At 67.0% G+C, this 19,257-nt stretch carries 21 protein-coding genes and 1 pseudogene; 11 read left to right on the top strand and 11 right to left on the bottom strand.

The features are described 5' to 3' along the window. The first annotated feature begins 100 nt into the window (after window positions 1-100). Both E2C06_RS08010 and E2C06_RS08005 read left to right on the top strand, forming a co-directional pair. Window positions 101-415 (top strand): DUF6626 family protein, encoded by a 315-nt coding sequence (locus E2C06_RS08010; RefSeq protein WP_133288066.1) that lies wholly within the window; start codon window positions 101-103, stop codon window positions 413-415. 460 nt (window positions 416-875) lie between these two features. Then, complete coding sequence (locus tag E2C06_RS08005) at window positions 876-1,241, top strand: hypothetical protein (protein ID WP_133288065.1); 366 nt, start codon at window positions 876-878, stop codon at window positions 1,239-1,241. Between the two features lie 109 nt (window positions 1,242-1,350). On the opposite strand, the gene E2C06_RS08000 is transcribed toward E2C06_RS08005, so the two are convergent. The 5 genes and pseudogenes from E2C06_RS08000 to E2C06_RS07985 form a co-directional block, all read right to left on the bottom strand. Beyond that, window positions 1,351-1,779, bottom strand: coding sequence for an SRPBCC family protein (locus tag E2C06_RS08000; RefSeq protein ID WP_133288064.1), 429 nt, complete (start codon window positions 1,777-1,779; stop codon window positions 1,351-1,353). A gap of 173 nt (window positions 1,780-1,952) precedes the next feature. Next, the gene (locus E2C06_RS39205; protein WP_241671167.1) at window positions 1,953-2,183 is read right to left on the bottom strand and encodes a hypothetical protein; all 231 of its coding nucleotides are present in this window, start codon (window positions 2,181-2,183) and stop codon (window positions 1,953-1,955) included. 103 nt (window positions 2,184-2,286) lie between these two features. Further along, window positions 2,287-2,484, bottom strand: a pseudogene (locus E2C06_RS40740) (DUF3489 domain-containing protein); the annotation flags it as partial. A 50-nt stretch (window positions 2,485-2,534) separates the two neighbouring features. After that, window positions 2,535-3,047, bottom strand: coding sequence for an H-NS histone family protein (locus E2C06_RS07990; protein WP_133288062.1), 513 nt, complete (start codon window positions 3,045-3,047; stop codon window positions 2,535-2,537). 181 nt (window positions 3,048-3,228) lie between these two features. Beyond that, complete coding sequence (locus tag E2C06_RS07985) at window positions 3,229-3,930, bottom strand: phosphoribosyltransferase (RefSeq protein WP_133288061.1); 702 nt, start codon at window positions 3,928-3,930, stop codon at window positions 3,229-3,231. Between the two features lie 424 nt (window positions 3,931-4,354). Here E2C06_RS07985 and E2C06_RS07980 point away from each other — a divergent pair, with 424 nt between their 5' ends. From E2C06_RS07980 to E2C06_RS07975, 3 genes are all read left to right on the top strand, one after another. Continuing rightward, window positions 4,355-4,819, top strand: coding sequence for a hypothetical protein (locus E2C06_RS07980; protein WP_133288060.1), 465 nt, complete (start codon window positions 4,355-4,357; stop codon window positions 4,817-4,819). A 72-nt stretch (window positions 4,820-4,891) separates the two neighbouring features. After that, window positions 4,892-5,044 carry a hypothetical protein gene (locus E2C06_RS37435; protein ID WP_165982269.1) on the top strand — a complete coding sequence of 51 codons (153 nt, stop codon included), beginning with the start codon at window positions 4,892-4,894 and terminating at the stop codon, window positions 5,042-5,044. Between the two features lie 10 nt (window positions 5,045-5,054). Beyond that, window positions 5,055-5,345, top strand: a complete 291-nt coding sequence (locus E2C06_RS07975) for a hypothetical protein (protein ID WP_133288059.1) — start codon at window positions 5,055-5,057, stop codon at window positions 5,343-5,345. 144 nt (window positions 5,346-5,489) lie between these two features. Here the strand turns inward: E2C06_RS07975 and E2C06_RS07970 are convergent, their stop codons facing one another. The 3 genes from E2C06_RS07970 to E2C06_RS07960 are packed head-to-tail and all read right to left on the bottom strand — an operon-like array spanning window position 5,490 to window position 8,897. Next, on the bottom strand, window positions 5,490-6,839 hold the full coding sequence (locus E2C06_RS07970) for an MFS transporter (RefSeq protein ID WP_165982268.1): 1,350 nt from the start codon (window positions 6,837-6,839) through the stop codon (window positions 5,490-5,492). Window positions 6,840-6,877: 38 nt separating this feature from the next. Then, a complete protein-coding gene (locus E2C06_RS07965; RefSeq protein WP_133288057.1) occupies window positions 6,878-8,101 on the bottom strand; it encodes an MFS transporter in 1,224 nt (407 codons plus the stop codon). Window positions 8,102-8,126: 25 nt separating this feature from the next. Then, window positions 8,127-8,897, bottom strand: a complete 771-nt coding sequence (locus E2C06_RS07960) for an MBL fold metallo-hydrolase (RefSeq protein ID WP_133288056.1) — start codon at window positions 8,895-8,897, stop codon at window positions 8,127-8,129. A 158-nt stretch (window positions 8,898-9,055) separates the two neighbouring features. Between E2C06_RS07960 and E2C06_RS07955 the strand changes: the two genes are divergently transcribed. Continuing rightward, complete coding sequence (locus E2C06_RS07955; protein ID WP_165982267.1) at window positions 9,056-9,979, top strand: LysR family transcriptional regulator; 924 nt, start codon at window positions 9,056-9,058, stop codon at window positions 9,977-9,979. 94 nt (window positions 9,980-10,073) lie between these two features. Here the strand turns inward: E2C06_RS07955 and E2C06_RS07950 are convergent, their stop codons facing one another. After that, entirely contained in the window at window positions 10,074-10,511 is a 438-nt protein-coding gene (locus tag E2C06_RS07950) for a MerR family transcriptional regulator (protein ID WP_133288054.1), read from the bottom strand. Window positions 10,512-10,558: 47 nt separating this feature from the next. On the opposite strand from E2C06_RS07950, the gene E2C06_RS07945 reads away from it, so the two are divergent. Next, entirely contained in the window at window positions 10,559-11,371 is an 813-nt protein-coding gene (locus E2C06_RS07945; RefSeq protein ID WP_133288053.1) for a MauE/DoxX family redox-associated membrane protein, read from the top strand. Window positions 11,372-11,850: 479 nt separating this feature from the next. Further along, the gene (locus E2C06_RS07940) at window positions 11,851-13,170 is read left to right on the top strand and encodes a putative bifunctional diguanylate cyclase/phosphodiesterase (protein WP_133288052.1); all 1,320 of its coding nucleotides are present in this window, start codon (window positions 11,851-11,853) and stop codon (window positions 13,168-13,170) included. Window positions 13,171-13,279: 109 nt separating this feature from the next. On the opposite strand, the gene E2C06_RS07935 is transcribed toward E2C06_RS07940, so the two are convergent. Next, complete coding sequence (locus E2C06_RS07935) at window positions 13,280-14,413, bottom strand: CaiB/BaiF CoA transferase family protein (protein ID WP_133288051.1); 1,134 nt, start codon at window positions 14,411-14,413, stop codon at window positions 13,280-13,282. Between the two features lie 98 nt (window positions 14,414-14,511). Between E2C06_RS07935 and E2C06_RS07930 the strand changes: the two genes are divergently transcribed. After that, window positions 14,512-15,543, top strand: a complete 1,032-nt coding sequence (locus E2C06_RS07930; protein WP_133288050.1) for an amidohydrolase family protein — start codon at window positions 14,512-14,514, stop codon at window positions 15,541-15,543. Window positions 15,544-15,671: 128 nt separating this feature from the next. On the opposite strand, the gene E2C06_RS07925 is transcribed toward E2C06_RS07930, so the two are convergent. Then, the gene (locus E2C06_RS07925; RefSeq protein WP_133288049.1) at window positions 15,672-16,373 is read right to left on the bottom strand and encodes a dienelactone hydrolase family protein; all 702 of its coding nucleotides are present in this window, start codon (window positions 16,371-16,373) and stop codon (window positions 15,672-15,674) included. 511 nt (window positions 16,374-16,884) lie between these two features. Here E2C06_RS07925 and E2C06_RS07920 point away from each other — a divergent pair. Beyond that, window positions 16,885-18,822 carry an MFS transporter gene (locus tag E2C06_RS07920; RefSeq protein WP_193560430.1) on the top strand — a complete coding sequence of 646 codons (1,938 nt, stop codon included), beginning with the start codon at window positions 16,885-16,887 and terminating at the stop codon, window positions 18,820-18,822. Then, window positions 18,815-19,216: a hypothetical protein gene (locus E2C06_RS07915; RefSeq protein WP_133288047.1), complete on the top strand. Its 402-nt coding sequence runs from the start codon at window positions 18,815-18,817 to the stop codon at window positions 19,214-19,216. The genes E2C06_RS07920 and E2C06_RS07915 overlap by 8 nt, the downstream gene beginning before the upstream one ends. Window positions 19,217-19,257 lie beyond the last annotated feature (41 nt).

Below are 19,257 nucleotides of genomic sequence, written 5' to 3'. Positions count from 1 at the left end.
TGGATCGCAGTGGCGATCGAGTTTCCGCGCCATCTTTGAGCGCGCTTGCAGCGGTAAATACAGCTGACATCGTATTTATTTATTCCTGGAGGGAACACCCATGATTTTGGAAAACGCCTACAACACGCTGAGACGCCTTGGCTTTCTCAAGAACCACGCCACGTTTTCGACGGAATTTTTGAATATGGGCGCTCGCTACTACGATCACATCATCTGCTCGCGTCGACCGGCATCTTTTGCAGCTCTGCTGTCACTGTTTGTACGGGTGAAGGCCGTCGCCGATGGCTCCACGACTGTGCAAGCGTCTGAGATGGATGCTCTTGCAAGTGCGATTTGGGCGGAGCTCGAGGGGCGCAGCTGCGCGCTGTTGCCGGCAAGGAGGAAGAAATCCTTTCCTGCCGGGCCAGCCGTTTAGCGTACCCTCGCATTCTTGCTTCTTCTCACCGTTCGGATGGAATGTCGCCCGGCCACGATGCTCTCGAGGCGTCCGCTTCAAAGGGCCAAGCTCACGTCCGGCGGACCATAATTCTTCAGTCGAGAACGAAATCTGCGATTCTCATAAGGAAAAATTCCTTTCTTTCGGTTTTGCGCAACTTTCTTAGCCTTCAGCTGGCAACAGGGCGTAGACGCCTTAATGGCCAGCACGACGGCATTTCTGCGTGGAGGCATCGCTCAAATGTGTGGCGCTAAATAGCCAGGAGAGGAGAGCTGGGAATCGAGCCTCTCGAGACGACACGGGAGGTGGCCATCATGCTTCAAGCTAGAGCATCAATGCGCAATCGGATCTCTTGGTCACCACGTCGTCCAGACCAAGGCCAGGCCCGCCGGCCATTCCAGCCGCCGGCGGGCTAACCCATTTTCGAGGACGATATTTTATGGACCAGATCGAAGCGTTTCTCGAGGCGCTGCTTGAGAACTCACCGAAGCAATACAAGAGCATCGCCCAGAAGGCGATCGACATTTATCAGGGACGCGGCGAGCTGACCGTAAACCTGAAAGAATGGGCACTCAAAGCGGCGAAGGTTCAAGGCGTTGTGGTGCCGGACGCGTTCCTCAGCATCTCGGTGTTTCAGCCCAAGAGCCGCACACATACCCTCGAGGACGGTGCCACCCCCTCCGACGCACCGGTACTGGCTCGAGGCTGCTCCACCGACCTCGGCGACCGGGAGATCGTAGCGGAGACGATGGCGACAATAGCGCAGCTACTGGCCCTCGCTGCCGAGCGTTTACGCCGGCAGTAACTGAAACCACGAGCCTTTCCTGATTACCTCAAGACCTACAGTCGTCGTGTCACCTCTAGTCCGGCGAACTGGAACAAACGGCTACTGGAGCGATCGCGCTTTTCGCCGCTCAGATGTCAGGGTCTTGGGTTGCCGTGTGGCCAAACACGCGACTCGGAACATCAGCCGTTCGCAAGTCGGGGTCGCCGCCTCCGGCACGTTCGATATGTGACTTCAAGCTTTGCAGGGCGGCCTCGGCGCTGAAGCGGGCAGCGTCCTCCGGCGTCTCTGGTCCAGTTGGATCGGCAGCCGGGGCGGTGTCGCGCTGGAGCTGCAGCGTCAGCCTCGTTACCCCTTCCGTCTCCTGTACCTTCCACTCCCCGTCCGGGTCAAAGGACCAGCACACCGTGCCGGCAGCGCTATCGCTTTCCAGCCCGCTCTCCGGCAGGTTCGTCTCTTCGCGGCGCAGCTGCGGCAGCCAGTCATGCAGATGGGCGGGGTCGGCCAGATAGGTGAAGACCTCAGCGGCCGGACGGGCAATGGTAATCTGCTGCTCCATCTCCCCGGGAACGCCATACGCAGCGCCGTGGTTGCGGTCAGGCCTGGCTCTTGTTGAGTTCGTGCGTGATCGTAGCGCGTCCCACCACAGGACCGGCAGTTAGACGCGAACCGGAGCTTTGCCGCAATGTTGCGCATCGATCCCGACGCCCATTCGGTCGGCACGCTCGGTTTTCAGCCGGGTGACTTCTGGACCGCGTCCGGATCCGATCCGGCATCCTCCTCAAGATCCTCAACGATTTCCTTCAACGCGGATTCGTCGAGCTTCTTGGCTTGCTCGATCAGTCGGTCAGCCTCGGCCTCTTGCCCTTCCGCGAGCTTGCCGAGTGCCGCTTCGCCGAGGTCCCTCGCCTTCTCGTGCCGGTCGTCGTCGGACCGCACTGGGTCCTTGCCCTGCTGTGCCATGATTTGCTCCGAACGGGATCCGGACAGAACTGGTATCCAAGCATCTGGTTCCGGCCGACGCCGCCCCAGCATGGCACTCATGGTCAGTGTCCTCATGCTGCTTTCGGGCCGGCGACAGCTCGATGCCCTGGTACTTCTTCAGCTCGGCAAGGACGCTCCGGACCGTGTGGAGCCGCCAAGCGGTCGCCTCGGCCTCTTGCGCAGTAGTGGCGCTCTCTGGCGGACGCACGATGGCGAGCACCGGGTCCTGATTGGTGTCCAATCGCAGCTTGCGGAAGCCCACTCTGCGCCAATGCGTCATGTTTTCGAAACGCGCTGGCGGCATTCCAGCGCGTCTTTCACATCAGCCCGCTATTCGGGACTTATCAGAAAACTATCTCTCGGTTGGCCTTCAGCCTCAGCGACATGGAGCCACTTTGGCATCCTTCCCCGTCCACTCCACAGTTCCCCGTTGGGACCCCTGTACTTGGCTTCGACGGGCGCTCGCTCCGATTTTCCTGGCTCACCAGATTTTCGTCCCCGCTTTGCGGAGGCATGCGGAACGAGCTCGCCGAAAAGATCGGTCATGCTGAACCCACGCTCCTGCGCCAGCTTCTGTAGCTCCTCCCGGGTCGCAGCCTTCTCGCTCGCCTCGCGCTCCCTGATCCGGGCCTCGGCGAAGGTTATGACCCGACGAAGCTCGCCGATGTTTAGGCTTTCTAGTTGCTTGAGAAATGCCGGTTGCTCGGCGCCCTCGTCGCCGTGAGTCTCCGGCGGTGCTTCCTGCGCTTTGGACTTCTGGGCTCGCTGTGTGCGAGGTCGGCCCGGCGATGCTTTGGCCATCGGTGTTTCTCCAGTGGAAATGACTTTGCGGTTATACGCCACGCTGCCCTTCCTCGAAAACCTAATGGGTTATCCGATCTTATCCGGAGTAATTTTGCAGACGTTTGAACCGGAACGGAGCTGCATCTGGCGAGATTTGCTGATTTTCAGCACTTCATCCGGGCCCAAGTTCCGCGCTGTGTTTGTTGTCGAGGGCCGGGGCGCAGCGCCGCCCGTCAGCGACTCAGCGAGGATCGCCTGTATGCTCATCTTGCCTGCCCCAAACCAGGCCGTTTTGAAGCAAGCCTATCATCTCCTCGTCCGTGAGCTGATGAAAGTCGTCGTAAAAGGCACCGACCGAGCCAAGCTGGTGCGGCTCAACTAAAAACAATACTTGATCGCAAAGTGGCCGAAGCGTCTCTGCAACTTCGTAGGATATGACTGGCACGGCAAGGACGAGGCGCGCAGCCGCGGTGCGCCTTATCGCCAGAATGGCGGCACGAGCCGTTGCGCCGGTCGCGATACCGTCATCCACAAGGATGACCGTAGAACCGAAAGGTACGATCGGGGATCGCCCACGCATCCACAGATGTCGCCTGCGCTCGCATTCCTCAAGCTGCCGGTTCACCTCTTGTGCGATGAACCCGGGTGGCACACTGAGGCATTTGATTATCTGGTCGTTCAGCACTGTTTGCGGTGGCTCTCCATCTACCACGGCGCCAAGCGCGAGTTCCGGCTGACCTGGCGCACCAATTTTGCGGACGAGCAGCAGGTCAAGTGGAGCTCCCAGTGCTTCTGCGATCGGCATGCCGACTGGCACACCGCCACGCGGCAGCGCGAATACCACCGAGTTGGTCCCCGTAAGGTGTCGCAGACGCTCGGCCAGGCACCGGCCGGCCTCGGCGCGGTCGCGGAACCTTATGACTGCCTTTTTCCGCCTGAACATCCGCCGACACCAATGCTAAGGCCACAGCACCATGCTGAAGCAGCCGGCAATAGCAGTCTTCTGCGCTGCCCTGCGCGGGCCGATTAGGGCAGCCGGCGTCAATCCGGCTGCCAGAGCTATCCACACGGGCTGCCCCCTACACGGGCTTGGCAGGGCCCGCACGGGGCATGCCCCAGAGCGCCCCTGCGCGGGTCATACAGGGTGCAGCGCCCTTGAGCGCACTCGTGTAGCCCCCGCCCCTGGTGATCCTCTTGCAGGGGCATCTTAGGGCAAGTGTGACGCTGGACCCGGCGTGCTGCTGGGTAGCGATCCCGGCGCATCGGGCGGTCGGGAGAAAAGGTGAGCACGGCCCCGCCTTTTCGGTTGGCCTTCTGAACGACGGCTGTAGATCGATCGGCACGAAGTCAGAACGGAGGAGCTCCCGATGTCGCTAAAGGGATTGAAGCTGGGCAAGGCCGCGCCCGTCTCGGCCCCCGCCGATGCCAAAGGGCGCGCCCGCGCCAAGGTGGTCGCCCATCTGGAGCAGCAGAAGCAGCTGCTCACCGCTCACCTGGAGGGCCGCGCACTGGAAGCGACACGCCCCGTCTACCGGACCAATGATGCCGGCGAGCGGGTGCGGGTGATGCAGCCTGTGCATGTGCGGCGCGACTGGTTCGAGGACAGCGCCGGCACGGTGCATTTCATGGTCCGGTATGGCGCCAAGCCTTTACCGCTGGACAAGGCCGGCAGCACCAGCGTGGAGGTCGGCAGCCTCGACCAGCTGCCCGGGGTGATCGGGGCGCTGATCGCGGCGGCGCGGGCCGGCGAACTGGACGCGCAATTGGCGATCGCGGCGCAGGAGCGCAGCAAGGCGTTCAAGCGCCGGGCCGGCGCGACAAAGGCGGCCTGACGACCAGACCAACCTGTCGCAATGGGGCCGGCCACCAATGGCTGGCCTCCCTGAACGTGGGAGATCAGAAGCATGGACGAGTTTGTGGCGGTGGTGCGCCTGCCCAACGGGCTGACGCAGCGGGTGACCATTCAGGCCGACGACAGCGGCAAGGCCCGGGCTATGCTGGAGGCCCAGTACGGCCGCGGGTGCGTGCTGACGCTGGATCGGCCGCAGAGGTGGTGAAAGGAACCGGATGAACGGCCTGATCGCCGCGGCCATCGAGCAACGTCGATTGCTCAAGCTGGTCTACTCCGCGGGCAGCCGCATCGTCGAGCCGCATGTCTACGGGCGGACCAGCGACAGCAAGGAGCTGCTGCGCTGCTACCAACTCGCGGGCGAGAGCGCCTCGCGGCATCGTGCCGGCTGGAAGCTGCTCCGGGCCAGGGATGTCGCCGCCATCGAAGTGCTGGACGTCCGCTTCGAGCCGCGCGCGGGCTACAAGCCGGGCGACCCTGCCATCCGGCAGGTCTTTGCCCGTGTCTAGTCCGCCGGCGCCTCTTGGCCGTCCGCCGCCCAGGTGCCCCTCCGAGCCGTTGGAACATTCGCACCTGACTGTTTTCTAAGCCGCAGTAGAAAACTCGGCCTGTCATCGTCCGCTTCGCCCCGGGCCGGCACGACTCTCCGCGCCTCAGTGCGCCGTGCCGCAACGCGGGGAATGGTGCCCGCCGCCAGTCGCGCCGGCAAGCACGAGCCGCGTGGCCACGAGCGGCGCCACGATGGCGAGCACCAGCGCCGGCAGATAGCTCCCCGTCAGGTCGCGCAGCGCTCCGAAGATGCCGGGCGCGCAGGCCATCACCGCCTGGTTCATCGCAACCGCCATCGCTGCCGCGCGCGGCGCGTCAGTGCGCCCGAACTCGGCCTGCACGATCAGCAACGGCAGCACGCCCAGGTTGCCCCCCGCGAGACCCAGCAGGGCGCAGCCGCCCAGCGCCGCGGCGACGGACTCCGTGCCGGGCGGCATGACGACTGCGCCGAGTAGCAGCGCTCCGCCCCCGCACGCCTGCACGCCGAACGTCGCTGCAGCGGCGCCGCGCCGGCTGCCGCCGCGACTGAGGATCCAGCCCACGCCCGTGCGCCCGGCGACCATACACCCGGCCGCCAGCGAGAGGGCCCCCGCCGCGGCGGTATCCCCGAGCCTCGGTGCGAGCAGCGCTAGCATGTGTGCGTAGAGCCCCACGAGGGCGGACATGCACAGCGCGAAGGCCACCGACATGGTGGCGAAGCGCCGCTCGCGCAGCAGCGCCAGACGACCAGGTCGCGCGGGCGCCGGCGGTGAGCGTGGCGGCCCCGCCGCGGCATCATCGGTCGCCGGGGTGGAAGCGCCCGCCGCGGCGCCCCCATCGGGGGCCAGGCCGAGCGACGCCGGCGTCGGGCGGAGATGGCGTCCCGCCAGTGGCCAGAGCACCAGCAGCGCCGCCGCGCCGACCGCCGCCGCCGCCCCGGGGAAGCCCAGGCCGGCGATCAGCGCCACCCAGAGCGGCGGGAACAGCACACCGCCCACCGCGCCACCGTTGAAGGCCATGGCCAGAGCGGCAGGGCGGCGTCGCTCGAACCAGGGAGCCACCATCGCATTCAGGGCGGCCCCGTTGGTCGCCGCCCAGCCGGCGCCCGACAGCACCGCGGCGGCGAAGGCCTGCCACGGCTCGCGCGCCGATGCCCAGCCGAGGGCGCCGGCCGCGAGCAGGGCGACGCCGGCGCGCGTGATCCCGGCGACGCCGAAGCGCCGGTGCGCCTCGGGCAGGAAGGAGACCAGGGCGGCGGCGACGAGGAAGTGCGTCGTCACCGCGGCGGAGACCGCGGAGACCGCCCATCCATGCTCCGTGAGCAGCGTCCGCAGGTAGATGGCGGGTCCGAAAAAGCCCATACCCCAGGAGAAGAGCGCCGTGGCGGAGGCGGTGGCGGCGACGCGCCAGCCGAAGAACACCCCGTGCGGCCGGCCCGGGGCGGTTCCGCGCGCGGGCTGGGGCAGGGAGGGCATGGGTTCTACCACGGCATCTCGCTTCCCCCGGGGCAAGGCTAGGAGACCACGGGACGCAACCGAAGCGCGCCGGTGGCCCACAGGGTAAGCGCCGCGAGCAGCAGCGGCACGAAGGAGATCAGGCAGACCACCTCCCATCCGTAGCTGTTCAGGAGGCCCCCGGACAGGAGCGACCCGACCACCATCGAGCCGAACACGGCGAAGTCGTTCATGCTCTGGACCCGTGTCCTCTCCTCCGGCCGGTAGCAGTCAAGGATCATCGCGGACGCCCCGACGAAGCCGAAATTCCACCCGAAGCCGAGCAGGACCAACGACGCCCAGAACTGCCAGACGGCCACCCCGGAGAGGCCGACCAGTGCGGCACATGCGGAGATGGCCAGACCGGCGGCCACCACCTGCGGGGCGCCGATGCGCGAGATAATCCACCCGGCGACGAAGGACGGGCCGTACATGGCCAGCACGTGCCACTGGATCCCGAGATTCGCGTCGGCCTGCGACAACCCGCAGAGCCGCATGGCGAGCGGCGCGGAGGTCATCAGCCAGTTCATGATGAAGTAGGAGACGACTCCCGCCGTGACGGCGGCGATAAGGCGGGGCTGGCGGACGAGCACCCCGAGCGGCCGGCCGGCCCGGCCCTCTCGCCTCGTCGGTGCGGGAAGGCGGACGCCGGACAGGACGAGCCCGGCGAGGACCGCGACCGCTGCCTGGGCGAGGTAGGTCGCCGCGAACAGGTGGGGCGGCCAGAGGTCCATCGTGTAGGTGACGAGCTGTGCCCCGATGATGCCTGCGAACAATCCCCCGGCCATGACGAAGGAGAGGGCGCGGGCGCGGCGGTCGGCCGGAACGCAGTCCGCGGCGGCGAAGCGGAAAGTAGCGGTGACGGCCATGTAGGCGCCGCCGAAGAAGGCGGCGACGCAGTATAGCCAGAACGAGCCGAGCAGCACCGCCCAGGAGGCAAGCAGGCCCACGAGGACGCCGCACCCCGTCCCGAGCATGAACACCGCCCCACGGCCGAACCGCTGCGCCAGCGCCCCGGCCGGCAGGGTGGTCGCCGCCGTGCCGATGACGAACACCGTCACCGGCAGGGTGGCGAAGACCTTGTCCGGGGCGAGCGTGTTGCCGACCACTGCTCCGGTGGCGAAGATGACGGTGGCATTGGCCCCGGCCAGGGCCTGGGCAACTGCAAGCCGGGCGACGTTGCCCCGTTCAAACGGGAACGCCGTCGCCGGTCCTGGATCGATGGCCTGCACAGGCTCATTCATCCGCGGCTGTTTCGTGCCCATGCTCTCACAACCGAAGGGTCTCGCCGTCCTCGGGCACCAGGACGCGGCCCGCCATGCCCTTCTCCTCGAGGAACTCCCGCAGCTCCTTCCGGGACAGCATGCCGTGGTTCACGGCCTCCATGTGGCTGGCCACGATGGTGGCACCGGGCGCTGCCCTGTGGACCTCGAGGACGTCCTGCTTGCCCATGATGATGGAGCCGAGGCCGACGATCTGGGCGTCACCGCAGTTCAGGACGACGACTTCGGGCGCGTGCTTCCCGAGGCTCTCCTCGACGTGCCGATTCCAGACAGTATCCCCGGCGAGATACAGGGTCTTCTCGCCGGGATGCCGGAAGACCATCCCGCAGACCGTCCCCAGTCTGTCGCCGATCTTCTCCATGGCCTCGTCGCTGCCGTGCTGGCCAGGGGTCTTGGCGAGGGTGACGCCGCCGAAACCGGTCTCCGCCGACAGGACCCGGACATCGGTGAACCCGGCCGCCCGGATGGCGGTCGCGTCCTTCTCGTTCTGCGCGAAGAGCGGCAGGCCCTTGGGCAGGGAAGCCTTGGCGGTGTCATCCCAGTGATCCAGGTGGGTGTGGGTCACGATCACCGCATCGACATCGATGATCTCGCCGATCGGGGCAGGCAGGTCCACCAGGGGATTGGACAGGTGGCCGTTGGGGGTGCCCGCGAATGGGGGGTAACTCCCCTTGGCTCCCAGCATCGGGTCGATCAGGAACTTCTTCCCCGCGTAGTCGACGACCAACGTCGCGTTCCGGACCTGTGTGATCCTCATGGACATGCCTCCTCGGGCGTCATTGGGTTCTGGTATGGGGCGCAGGCGGCGCACGGCACCGCGCAATGGGTCGGTGCGCCGAGAGCCAGCCCGCCCCGTGGGGTCAGGCCGCGAGAATGGCCGTGGACTTCCGCACGGTCGATGCGCCAAATTGCACAATGGCTGCGCGAAAACACACGGCCGAGCGGGCGCTGGCCGACTGGGATCGGCTACGGGTGGTGCTAGCCCTGCACCGTGGCGGGACGCTCTCCGCCGCAGCCCGGGCGCTCGGGGTCGATCACACCACCATCGCGCGGCGGCTGGACGGCTTCGAGCGCGACCTCGGTGCCCCGCTGTTCGAGCGCGGGCCGGAGGGCTTCGCCGCGACCCCGCTCGGCGAGGAGGTGCTGGCCCCAGCGGAGCGGATGGAGGAGGAGGTGACCGGCCTGCTGCGGCGGCTGGACGGTGCGGCGGCTGCCGGGCTGACCGGACCGGTGCGGCTGACGACGACGCCGACCCTCGCCGCCTCGCTCTTCGCCCCGGCGCTCGGCGGCCTGCTGGGCGCGTATCCTGGGCTGCGGCTGGAGCTGGTGGGCGACGACCGCAGCCTCGACCTCTCGCGGCGGGAGGCGGACCTCGCGGTGCGGCTGTCGCGCCCGGATCTGCCGGGGCTGGTCGCGCGGCGGCTGGGAGAGATCGCCTTCGCCTGCTACGCGGCCGCCTCGGACCCGCGGCCGTTCGAGGCGCAGTCGTTCCTGGCCTACGAGGAGCCGGCGGGCGGCACGTCGCTCCAGCGCTACCTCGTGGACCTGGTGCCGCCGGAGCGGATGGCGTTGCGCTCGAACACGATGCAGGCGCTGCTGGCGGCGGCGCGCGCGCGCCTCGGCTGCGCCGTGCTGCCATGCCTCACGGGGGAGGGTGATCCGGCGCTGCGGCGCGTGCCCGCGCCGCGCGCCATGCCGGCTATGCCGCTCTGGCTGCTCTACCACGAGGATCTGCGGCGTAGCCCGCGGGTGCGGGCGGCGGTGGCCTTCGTGGACGAGGTGGTCGCCGCCAGCCGCGCGGCGCTGGTGCCCACCGGGTTTCCGTTCGATCCGGCGTAGCTTCCCGCCCGGGGTCGTCTACTTCGGGTTAGACCCTCTCCTTAAAGCCGACTTCCCGTCGGGCCTTGACCGCCGGCAAGGACGCTTTCGCGCATCAAACATCGAAGGACGTCAGGATCGGACATGGCCCGGTGCTTCCTTCGGCACACTCGCTCGCCAAGCGACGGAGGGCATCGCGGGCGCGCTGGAGCTCGGCGATCTTGGCGTCGAGGGCTCCGACGCGGGCCCTCGCAAGCTCGCGGGCACGGCTGCGGTCCTCGCCGGCGTCCAGGTCCAGGAGCTCCCTGATCTCCTCCAGCGTGAAGCCCGCCGCCTGCGCCTGCCTGATGAACCGCAGGCGACGCACGTCCTCCTGGCCGTAGTGCCGGATTCCACCCTCGCGCGTCGGCGTCCCGAGCAGACCCCTGCGTTGGTAGAAACGGATCGTTTCAACCCCTACGCCACCGGCGGCGGCCAGCGCGCCGATGGTGAGCGGCCCGGCAGCGGCGAGTTCGGCGCCGGGGAGTGATTTGGTCCCTTGACTCCGTACCATGGTACGGGACCTATATTCGTGCCGACCGGATTTCAAGGAAACCGAACATGTCGGCCACAACCCTCCTCTCACCGACACCGAGCCGCCCCGCGGCGGAAAAGAAGGCGGTCATCCACCGCATGGTGATGCCGCACCACACCTGCCCCTACGGCCTCAAGGCCAAGGACCTGCTGGAGCGCTCCGGCTACGAGGTCGAGGATCAACACCTCACCACGCGCGAGCAGACCGACGCCTTCAAGGCGGAACATGGGGTCGCAACGACGCCCCAGGTCTTCATCGGGGGCGAGCGCATCGGCGGCCACGACGACCTGCGCCGCTTCCTCGGCAAGCCCGTGGCGGACCCGAAGGCGACGAGCTACCGCCCGGTGGTCGCGCTGTTCGCCATGACCGCCCTGATGGCGATGGCGGCAAGCCATGCCGTGACGGGGAGCGCCTTCACCCTCCGCGCGGCGGAGTGGTTCATCGGCTTCTCGATGGTGGTGCTGGCGCTGCTGAAGCTCCAGAACGTCGAGGGCTTCGCCACCATGTTCCTGAACTACGACCTGCTGGCCAAGCGGTGGGTGCCCTACTCCTACATCTACCCCTTTGCCGAAGGACTGGCGGGCGTGCTGATGGTCGCGGGCGCGCTCACCTGGCTGTCGGTGCCGACCGCTCTCTTCATCGGGACGGTGGGTGTCGTCTCGGTGTTCAAGGCCGTCTACATCGACCGGCGCGAGCTCAGGTGCGCCTGCGTCGGCGGCTCGAGCAACGTCCCCCTCGGGTTCGTCTCTCTGACCGAGAACCTGATGATGGTCGCCATGGCGGTGTGGATGGCGCTCGCCGCGATCGGCCTGCCGGTCGGCGGCGGCCACGCGATGTAACCTGGCGCTCAGGACCCTGGTGTGAATCAGGGAGTGCTCAGGTGGCCTTCACCTGGGCCTTGTGAAATCCGGGCTTGAACATCGCGAGCACGGCATCAGCGGCTTGCGCCCGCCTAGCACAATTCTAGCGCAGTGCTGGCGCAGTCCGTTGTGTTCAACAGCTTACGCCCGGGATCTCCCAACTGAAAATCGCAGTGTCGGTGGTTCGATTCCGCCCCTGGGCACCATTCCCCTCCTGCTAGGCCTTTCTCAACCAGTCGCCTGGATATTCCCGCCATCGTAACGGGAAGCTGCTCCATGCCCTGGACCTCCGCCCATCCGCTGACGGCCCCGCCGCGCCGCGCCGCCCGCTTGCTTTGGGCGGCGGCACTCGCGGGCTGGGGCTAGGACTGCCGGGCGGATTCGGTCTCGCCGGTGCCGCGCCGGGCCTGCCAACCGCCCTCGCCCTTCCCCTGCTCGGCTTGGCTGGGCTGCTTGCCTTGCCGTTGCTGCGCCGTGCCCCCCTGGCGACGGTGACCGACCCGCTGACCGGACTGGCCGATGCCCCGGTCTTTCGTGCGGCGCTGATGGCGACACTGGCCGGGGCAAGGCAGGATCGCCCGCCCGCCGTCATCACCCTGGAACTGGACGGCTTTGCCGCCATCCGCGACACGCTGGGGCCGGAAGGCGGGGATGCCCTGCTGCGCCAAGCCGCCGCCCGGCTGGTCGCCACGGCGCGCGCGGACGACCTGGTCGCCCGCACCGGCAAGGCCGATTTCGCCATTCTCCAACGGGTCGGCACCCAGCCGGAAGCTGCCGCCCGCTTCGCCGGCCGCTTGGTACGGGAACTCTCGCGTCCTTACGCGCTGGACGGCCGCCCGCTGATCTGCGGCGCCGTCGCCGGAATCGCCGTGGCCGCCCCCGGCCTGCATGTGGACGACGTGCTGGCGCAGGCCGGCATGGCGCTGCGCCGCGCTCGGGCCGAAGGCCAGGGCACCGCCCGCTTCTTCGAGCCCGGCATGGACTCCGCCCTGACCGCCCGCCACGCGCTCGAAGGCGCCTTCCGCCAGGCGGCGGCGGCCGAGGAATTCCAGCTTCACTACCAGCCGGTCTTCGAGGTCCGGACCCGCCGCCTGCTGGGCTTCGAGGCGCTGCTGCGCTGGAGCCACCCGGAACGCGGTCCGGTCTCCCCCACCGAATTCGTCCCCTTGCTGGAAGAGACCGGGCTGATCCTGCCGGTCGGTGCCTGGGCGCTGCGCATCGCCTGCCGCGAAGCCGCGCGCTGGCCGGACCCGATCGGCGTCGCGGTCAACCTCTCCCCGGTGCAGTTCCGCCGGGGGGAGGTGCTGGGCGCGGTCCGCGCCGCGCTGCAGGAAAGCGGCTTGGCGCCGCGTCGCCTGACGCTTGAGATCACCGAGGGGTTGCTGCTTGAACACACCGACGCCGTGCTGGGCATGCTGGAGCAATTGCACGGGCTCGGCGTCGGCATCGCGCTCGACGATTTCGGCAGCGGCTATTCCAGCCTGGCCTATCTTTGGCGCTTCCGCTTCGACACGCTGAAGATCGACCGCGCCTTCGTGCGGGAGGTACGGCGGGACGGCAAGGCGGCGGCGATCATCGAGTCCATCGTCGGCCTCGGCCACAGCCTCGACCTCCGCATCACCGCGGAGGGGGTGGAGACGGAGGAACAACTCGCCGCCCTGTCCGGCGTCGGCTGCGACGAGGCGCAGGGCTTCCTGCTCGGCCGGCCGGTGCCGGCGGATCAGGCTTCGGCACTGGCCCAGGGCAGCGGGCTGGTGCCGTCGAAGGCGGCGGCCTGACCGGGCCGCTGCAGCAGTTTGCATCCGGAAACGAACGCAGACCGCAGCAGCGCGGCTTTGGCGGAGCGGGTTTGCACGTCCGGGCGTTCACACCCGCCCACGATCCACTCTACCGCTTCAGGATCGTCTCCGTGTGCTCGCCGAGCTTCGGCGCCGAGGTTACCGACCACGGCCGCGTCCGGTCGAAGTTGATCGGCAGGCCGACCACCCGGACGCCGCTCTCGGGCAGGGTCTGCACGATGTCCACCGCGGCGAATTGCTCGCTCGCCGCCACCTCGCCGATATCGTTCACCGGCGCGCAGGGCACCCGGACCGCCTCGAGTCCCGCGATCCAGTGCGCCCGCGTGTTGCCGCGCAGCACCTCGGCGATCAGCGGCACCAGCACGGCGCGATGCGCGACACGCTGCCGGCTTTTCGCGAAGCGCTCGTCCGTCGCCCATTCCGGATGGCCCAGCACCCTGGCGCAGCGGGCCCACAGCCGATCATTGCCGGCGGCGAGGCAGAGCGGGCGGTCGGCGGTCTCGAAGACTTGGTAGGGAACGATAACGGCGGCGCCGGTGCCATGGCGCTTCGGCACCTCGCCGGTCGCGAGGTGCTGGTTCACCTGCCCCTCCACCCAGAAGACCGAGGTCTCGAACAGCGAGGTGTCCACCAGGCAACCGCGGCCGGTGCGGTCGCGCTGCCGCAGCGCGGCCAGCGCGCCGATGACGCAGAACAGCCCCGTCGCCTTGTCGTTGATCGAGGCGCCGCAGAAGGTCGGCGGATCGTCCGGCCGCCCGGTCATGCTCATCATGCCGCCATAGGCCTGCAGCAGCGGGTCGAAGCCGGGGTTCAGCCGCATCGGCCCCTGGTAGCCGAAAGCCCAGATCGAGCAGTAGACCAACCGCGGATGCCGCTCGAGCATCGCCTCCGGCCCGATGCCGATCTCGTCCACCACGCCGGGGCGGAGGTTCTGGATCAGGATGTCGGCCGTCTCGCAGAGCCGGTGCAGCGCCTCGATGTCCTTGGCCTCCTTCAGGTCCAGCACCACGCTCTTCTTGTTGCGGTTCTGGCTGTAGAAATAAAGGCTGGTCTCGCCATCCGGCCCGAAGGGCGGGCCCCAGATGCGGGCATCGTCGCCGCCGTCCGGCTTCTCGATCTTGATCACCTCGGCGCCCATGTCGGCCAGAATTACCCCGGCCAACGGCCCGGCCAGTGCCTGGCCCACCTCAATCACCCGCACGCCATCCAAGGGCAGGCCCATCGCGTCCTCCATGCTTTGGCGGCCAGGATAGGGGCGGCTGGCATGGGGTGGCGAGAGGGGTAAGCTTCCGGCGGGAAACGTCCTGGGGAACCGCCCGTATGAGCAGCACCGCCTTCCAGCATTATGTCCCGGTCCGCGAGGACTGGCTGGCCCGCCGCACCGAGGAGGCGCTGGATCCGGCGCTGCCGATCGTGGATCCGCACCACCACCTCTGGGACCGGCCGGACTGGCGCTACCTGCTGCCGGACCTGCTGGCCGACACCAACCAGGGCCACAACATCGTCTCGACCGTCTTCGTGCAGTGCCGCGCCATGCATCGCGCCGGCGGTCCGGAAGCTTACAGGCCGGTCGGCGAGACCGAGTTCGTCAACGGCGTCGCGGCGATGAGCGCCTCCGGCGGCTATGGCCCGACCCGGGTCTGCGAGGGCATCGTCGGCCATGTGAACCTGCAGATCGGCGCCGAGGCGAAGGATGTGCTGCAGGCCCATATCCAGGTCGGCGGCGGCCGCTTCCGCGGCATCCGCCACATCACCGCCTGGGACCCCGACCCGGCGATCATGAACCCGGCCTATACACCGCCGCAGGACATCCTGTTCCGCGACGACTTCCGCGCCGGCTTCGCGCAGCTCGCCCCGCTCGGACTCAGCTTCGATGCTTGGCTCTACCACCCGCAGATCCCCGACCTGACCGCCTTGGCGCGGGCCTTCCCGGAGACGCCGATCGTGCTCGACCATGTCGGCGGGCCGCTCGGCATCCGCGGCTATGCCGGCCAGAAGGAGGAGGTGTTCCGGTCCTGGCGAGCCGCCATGGCCGAGCTCGCCACCTGCCCGAATGTCTGCGTTAAGCTCGGCGGCCTCGGGATGCGCATCAATGGCATGGGCTTCGAGGAGCAGGCCGAGCCGCCTTCCTCCGACGCGCTAGCCGCCGCATGGAAGCTCTGGATCGACGCCACGATCGGCCTGTTCGGCGCCGACCGCTGCATGTTCGAGAGCAACTTTCCCGTCGACAAGGGCAGCTATAGCTACGGCGTCTTCTGGAACGCCTGCAAGAAGCTGGCGGCGGGCGCCTCGGCCGCCGAGCGCACCGCGCTGTTCAGCGGCACGGCGAGCCGGTTCTACCGGCTGGGATAGCCCGCGACCGCCCTGGGTGGAAACACCCGGGGCGTGAATCGCCGGTGCAAACAGAGCCGGACCGCCATGGCACGGTCAGGCGGTCGCGGTCCAGCGCATTGGGGCGGCCTGCGCCGCCCCTGCCCGTCTCAGCCGAGCACCTTGGCCAGCAGCTCCGCCGTCCGCCCATTGGCGATCGTCGCCGCACGGGCATCCCAGGAATGCCCGCCCATGCGGGCGAAGGCGTGGTCGACGCCGGGATAGACGTAGACGCTGGCCTGGGCGTGGCCCTTCAGCCCTTCCAGGATCTTCGCCTGCGCCTCGGGTGGCACGAACTTGTCCTTCTCGGCGATGTGCAGGATCAGCGGTGCCTTGATGGCGCCGGCCTCGCCCAGCAGCCCCTCGATGCCGACCCCGTAGTAGCTCACATTGGCATCTGCATCGGTGCGCGCCGCGGTCATGAAGGCCAGTCGCCCGCCGAGGCAGAAGCCCATGGTCGCAACCTTGCCGTTGGCGCCCTCCATCCTGCGGGCATGGGCGATGGTGGACCTCAGATCCTCGACCGCCTTGTCCTGATCCATGCCCTGCATGAGCTTGAAGGCCTTGTCCCACTGCGCCTGGCCGGCATCGGGGTCGAGCTGGACGCCCTTCTCCTGCCGCCAGAACAGGTCGGGGCTGATGGCGATGAAGCCCATCTCGGCCGCCCAGTCGGAGAGCTGCCGCATGGTGGCGTTCACGCCGAAGATCTCCTGGATCATCACCACCGCGCCGGCGGGCCTGCCCTTCGGCATGGCGACATAGGCGGCGAATTTGCCGCTGCCATCGGCCGCGGCGATCTCGATCTCGGGCATCGTCCCCTCCTCATCCACGCATGATGCGCGGCATCTAACCACCGCCGCCGCGGCTTGCCACGCCTCCTCTGCCATGTCCGATTGGCCGGGCCACGCTGCAGGCGCGCCGGCCTGCCTCGCCGGCGGAGCACGATCACGACCATGATCGGCAAGGAATTCCACGTGCCGCCTCTTCGAGGCTGCCGTGCGCCTCCGATGCCGAGGGGGATGGCGCTTGCCCGTAACCGTGCTTGGCCACCCTCAACGAACATCAGGCCGCATCAATGAAACTGGCATTGTTTTTGGTTTTGAGACTGTTCTAGTCCACTAAATCAAAAAAGTAACCGTATTAATTACAAATATTACTGACTTTTCACATTCATGTATATGGACAAGCCATCGACAAAATGAAGTATTCTGATTCGGAAGCTGACGCGATCAGAGACATTATCGTTTTCAAAGAAATCTAAAATAATGGAACGATCCGGTACTTTCAGGACTTCCACTTTCAGCGATAGCGCATGGTGAAACAGTGCGATCTTCTGACAACGGTCCATCGGCCGCTACCGCTACGGAATCCCGCTTTGAGACCGACGTTCCAGCGCGGCTCGACCGCCTGCCCTGGAGCCGCTTTCACTGGCGTGTCGTCCTGGCCCTGGGCGTCGCATGGGTCCTGAACGGGCTGGAGGTGACGCTCGTCGGCAGCCTGGCCAGTGCCATTCAGGATCCGCGGTCCCTTGACCTGAGCAACACCCAGATGGGTTGGATCGGTTCCGCCTATGTCGCGTGTGCAGGGCTTGGCGCGCTCGGCTTCGGCTGGCTGGCGGATCACGTGGGCCGGCAGCGCCTCTTCTTCGTCACGCTCCTGGTCTACATGGCGGGGACGATCGCTACAGGCTTTGCCTGGGACTTCTGGTCCCTCGCTTTGTTCCGCGCGATGATCGGTGCCGGCATCGGCGGTGAATACGCTGCGGTGAACTCGGCCATCCAGGAACTCGTTCCAGCCCAGCTGCGAGGCAGAACCGATCTCTACGTCAACGGGACATTCTGGGGTGGCGCCGCCATGGGCGCGGTCATCTCCCTGCTGGTGCTGAACCCTGAAACCAGCCTGCAAGAGGGTTGGCGCGTCGCCTTCGTGGCGGGCGGATTGCTGTGCCTCGTGGTCCTCTGCCTGCGGCGCTATCTGCCGGAAAGCCCGCGTTGGCTGATGCTGCGCGGCAGGCCGGAGGAAGCTGAGCGGATTGTCAGCGCGATAGAGCGGGACATCATCCGCGTCCGCGGCCCTTTGCCGACGCCTTCCAGCAACAAGCTCCTGCTGTACCGCCGAGGCGGCGCTTCCCTGCGGGAGGTCTGGGACACGATGCGCGGCACACACCGGGACCGCGCCAAGCTCGGCTTCGTACTCATGTCGTGCCAAGCCTTCTTCTACAACGCCTTCTTCTTCACCTACGCGATGGTGCTTACCAAATTCTACGGCGTTCAGGCCCATTCGGTCGGCTGGTACATGTTGGCCTTCGCACTCGGCAATCTGTCGGGACCGTTTTTCCTCGGTCGTTTCTTTGATACGGTCGGGAGAAAGCCAATGATCGTCATGACCTACGGCTTGACCGGCCTCCTGACGATCTGGACCAGCATCGCATTTGCCTATGAGTGGTTCTCCGTTCTCGAGCAGACGGCGGCTTGGGCGGTCATCTTCTTCTTCGCATCGGCCGCTGCCTCAGCAGCATACCTGACGGTCGGGGAAAGCTTTCCGCTGGAGATGCGGGCCACGGCGATCGCGCTGTTCTACGCGATCGGCATGGCGCTGGGCGCCGGCGGGCCCGCCCTTTATGGCTGGCTCATCGGGGGTGAGAGCCGCAGCGGCATCATGCTGGGTTATCTCGCGGCGGGCGGGCTGATGCTTGTAGCCGCCGCGACCGAATGGCTGCTAGGCTTCGATGCCGAGGGGCGTCCGTTGGAGGAGGTCGCAAAGCCGCTTGCGGCGGTTGTTCAGGGTTTCGATCCCGTTCCGGCCATGCCGAATGGCGGGGCACTGCCGCGAACGGCCGTCGCACGGCAAGGTCAGTGGCCTGGATCGGTGACACAGGTCGATGGCCCACGCCGGCCTGCCTCTCCTTCTTGGCAAAATATCGGCCGGGGTGAAACGTCAGCATCAATCCCAAAGGGGCCCACGCTGGACGAGTTGAACAACAAGCCGGACGATCTCCTGCGACGGAACGACCTGAGGGTCGATCGGCCGAATGTCGAGCCAAGCTTCGCCGAGCTCGATCAACGGATCGATGCGATGCTTTTAAGTTCCAGTGAGACTGAAGTACGCGTCGCCGTGCTGCTCGGTGATCCTTTGCCGCCGATCGCCGATCCGCCGGGCAAGCCGGGCCTTGCAGAACTTGACCGGCAACTCGATGCCATCCTGCGCCGGTCCAGCGAGACCGAGGCCCGAGTCGCGGCGCTGGTGCAGCGTCTTGGCTGAGCCCGCTGCCATTCCGCCTGGCTCTCCAGAGGAAAGCGACGGATCCGGTCCCGGCAAGCGGGTTCGTTTGGTGAAGTGGGGCATCGGCCGCTTCGTTGACTTGCTCAACTTGATCGAGCGGATGGGGAAAATCGAAGCGAACCTTTCCAAGGTAGCCGACCGCTTGGAGACCCGTGTCCGCACGCTCGAGGATGGCTTGCTGAAGCTTGAGAAGCACGTGGAGGGGCTTGAACGGGTTGTTGTCGCGCAAGCCCACTCGGAGGCGCAGTTGGCGGCAGCTAATACGGTCGCGGACCGCATGAATCCGATCTACATCCGCTTGGCCTACATTGAGAGCCAGCTATTTCCGCGATCGAATTCTTCTTCCGGACCAAGCATGGACAGACGCGATTAGGTGTCCAGTTCCTGCGGCGCCGGTCGGCGAGTAGCCGAGGC

Source organism: Dankookia rubra (assembly GCF_004355005.1).
Classification (GTDB): Bacteria; Pseudomonadota; Alphaproteobacteria; order Acetobacterales; family Acetobacteraceae; genus Paracraurococcus; species Paracraurococcus ruber_A.
Note: the sequence above shows the minus strand (reverse complement) of the source record. Positions and strands in the feature narration are given on the sequence as shown.